The sequence below is a fragment of the Affinirhizobium straminoryzae genome (assembly GCF_007004135.1).
GTDB classification, from domain to species: domain Bacteria; phylum Pseudomonadota; class Alphaproteobacteria; order Rhizobiales; family Rhizobiaceae; genus Neorhizobium; species Neorhizobium straminoryzae.
In genome coordinates this window covers 1-1083 of record NZ_VJMG01000122.1, presented here as the reverse complement: position 1 = coordinate 1083, position 1083 = coordinate 1, and the positions used below count along the sequence as shown (strand labels likewise).

Here is a 1083-nt window from a genome sequence, read left to right as displayed (position 1 = left end):
CGCTGCTCTATATGCGCGGCTTCTTCGCCGAATCGCAGCGCAGCTATTACCGGGACGGATTGCGCAACGGCTACAACGCCTATGACACCACCGTCGAGCCCTATGGTCTGGAGCAGATCAGCGTGCTGAAGGGACCGGCGAGCGGCCTTTACGGCGATGCGCTGCCGGGCGGCCTGATCGACATGCGCACCAAGCGGCCGACGGAAGAGGCGTTCCGCGAGGTACAGCTGGAATATGGGTCCTTCAACGAGAAGCAGGCGGCCGTGGATTTCGGGGGACCGCTGACGGAGGATGGCACCATTCTCTATCGCTTCACCGGCCTCAAGCGCGATGCCGACACGCAGGTGGATCATTCGCCGAATGATGCGCTCTACCTTGCGCCCGCCCTCACCTTTACGCCGGATGATGCGACGCATCTGACGCTGCTTGCCCAGTATCAGGACCTGACCCGCAGCGGCGCCGAGCAGAGCCTGCCGATCGCCAATTCGGTTTACAGTACCGGCGTCACCATCCCGCGCGACTTCTACATGGGGGCGCCCGGCCTCTCCGACTGGAACAGCAAGTCCACCTCGATCGGCTACGAATTCGAGCACGACTTCGACAACGGCTGGACGCTCCGGAACAATCTCCGCTACACCCATTCGAAACTCGACTTCACCTCGGCCTTCATCTGGACCTGGCCGATTGCCGTGGTCGACGACCACTATCTCGATATCGGCGTGCAGAGCAGGCCACGTACCTCCGACAGCGTGGTGGCCGACGTCAATCTCTCCGGCGAGGTGGAAACAGGTCCGCTCACCCATGCGCTGCTGTTCGGCATCAACTACGGCTATTCGAACCTGCGGGAGACGCGCACCAATTCCACCAATGCCAACCATCTCGACATCTACAACCCGGATTACGACTTCGCCTATACCTTCGGTTCCGCCTGGTCGGACAGCAAGGAACTGGTCAGCCAGTACGGCCTCTATGCGCAGGATCAGGTCAAATGGGAGAACTGGATCCTGACGCTGAACGGCCGCTATGACTGGGCAGACATGACCAGCTATCAGTATGTCGGCGGAACATCGAAGACGGACCAGG

At 60.9% G+C, this 1083-nt stretch carries 1 protein-coding gene; it reads left to right on the top strand.

The features are described 5' to 3' along the window. Positions 1-1083 (top strand): TonB-dependent siderophore receptor (locus FNA46_RS25690; RefSeq protein WP_143128079.1); only part of this gene is annotated, 1083 nt, incomplete at both ends.